Annotated in this window: 1 protein-coding gene and 1 pseudogene; both read right to left on the reverse strand. The window is 69.3% G+C overall.

Annotation, left to right across the window (positions count from 1 at the left end; translation table 11 throughout):
* Positions 1-842, reverse strand: an 842-nt coding sequence (locus ASD58_RS32940) for a phosphopantetheine-binding protein (RefSeq protein ID WP_373994471.1), incomplete at its 3' end; no start/stop codon positions are given.
* Positions 843-857: 15 nt separating this feature from the next.
* Positions 858-1,431: pseudogene (locus ASD58_RS32945) on the reverse strand (AMP-binding protein); the annotation flags it as partial.
* Positions 1,432-1,480 lie beyond the last annotated feature (49 nt).

A 1,480-nucleotide genomic window follows, 5' to 3' on the forward strand; every position in this document is an offset into this window, starting at 1 on the left:
GCCTGCAAGGCCGCCGTATCGAGCTGGCCATGCAGGCGCAGGCCGATCCAGTAGCGGTAGGCGGCTCCGGCCGCCGGGTCCAGTTGCTCGAGGAACCATAGGCGCTGCTGCGCCCACGACAGCGGCAACGGCTGGCTGCGGTCGGCCGGCACGATGGCCGTCATGGCGCTGGCGCGTGCCCGCGCCACCGTGGCGGCAAATGCTTCCAGCGAGGCGTCGGCAAACAGGTCGCCCAGGTCCACTTCCACCTCGAATTGCTGGCGCAGACGCGACATCAGTTGCACTGCCAGCAGCGAATGGCCGCCCAGTTCGAAGAAATCGTCGTGACGCCCGACTTGCTCGACCCCGAGCAAATCCTGCCAGATCTGCGCCACCTGTTGCTCCACCTCGCCGCACGGCGCCTCGTAGCGCTGGCGCGCCAGGTCTTCCTGCTCCGGCGCCGGTAGTGCCTTGCGGTCCACCTTGCCGTTGGCGTTGAGCGGGAAGGTGGCCAGCGTCACGAATGCCGACGGCACCATGTAGTCGGCCAGCGCTTCTGCCACCTGCTGGCGCAGCGTGGCCGCCTCCAGCTGCACGCCTTCTTGCGGCAGCAGGTAGGCCACCAGGCGCACTTCGCCCGGCACGTCCTCGCGCGCCAGCACCAGCGCCTCGCGCACCCCGGCGCAGGCCGCCAGCGCCGCCTCGATCTCGCCCAGTTCAATGCGGAARCCGCGCAGCTTGACCTGGAAGTCATTGCGCCCCAGGTATTCGATGCTGCCGTCCTCGCGCCAGCGTCCCAGGTCGCCGGTCTTGTACAGCCGGCCCGCACCGAAAGGATTGGCAATGAAGCGCTCGGCCGTCAGTTCCGGCCGGTTCANATTCGATGCTGCCGTCCTCGCGCCAGCGTCCCAGGTCGCCGGTCTTGTACAGCCGGCCCGCACCGAAAGGATTGGCAATGAAGCGCTCGGCCGTCAGTTCCGGCCGGTTCARGTAGCCGCGCGCCACGCCAACACCGCCCACGTGCAGTTCGCCGGCCACCCCGACCGGCACCGGCTGGCCCTGCCCGTCCAGGATGTAGACGCGCATATTCGCCAGCGGCCGCCCGATATGCGGTGCCGGCGCATCGGCCGCGATGCGGCACAGCGTGGCGTCCACCGTGCACTCGGTCGGGCCGTACATATTGAAGAAGGCGCTGTGCGGCGCCGCGCGCAGGCGGTCCCACATGGCCTGCCCCACCGCTTCGCCGCCGATCAGCACGCTGGCCGGCTGCCAGGCCTGCTCCAGCAAGCCKGCACCGAGCAGCACTTCCAGCTGCGACGGCGTGCAGTCGAAGGCGGCAATGGCATGCTGCGCCAGGAAGCCCAGCATGGCCGCGCCGTCGGCACGGATCGCCTGCGGCACGATGTGCACGCAGTGGCCCGACAGCAGCTGCAGCAAGCCCTTGAGCGACATGTCGAAGGCAAACGAAGCGTTCAATGCCACCGCCGAACGCGGCGCCAGC

It is taken from the genome of Duganella sp. Root1480D1 (assembly GCF_001427305.1).
Classification (GTDB): domain Bacteria; phylum Pseudomonadota; class Gammaproteobacteria; order Burkholderiales; family Burkholderiaceae_D; genus Rugamonas.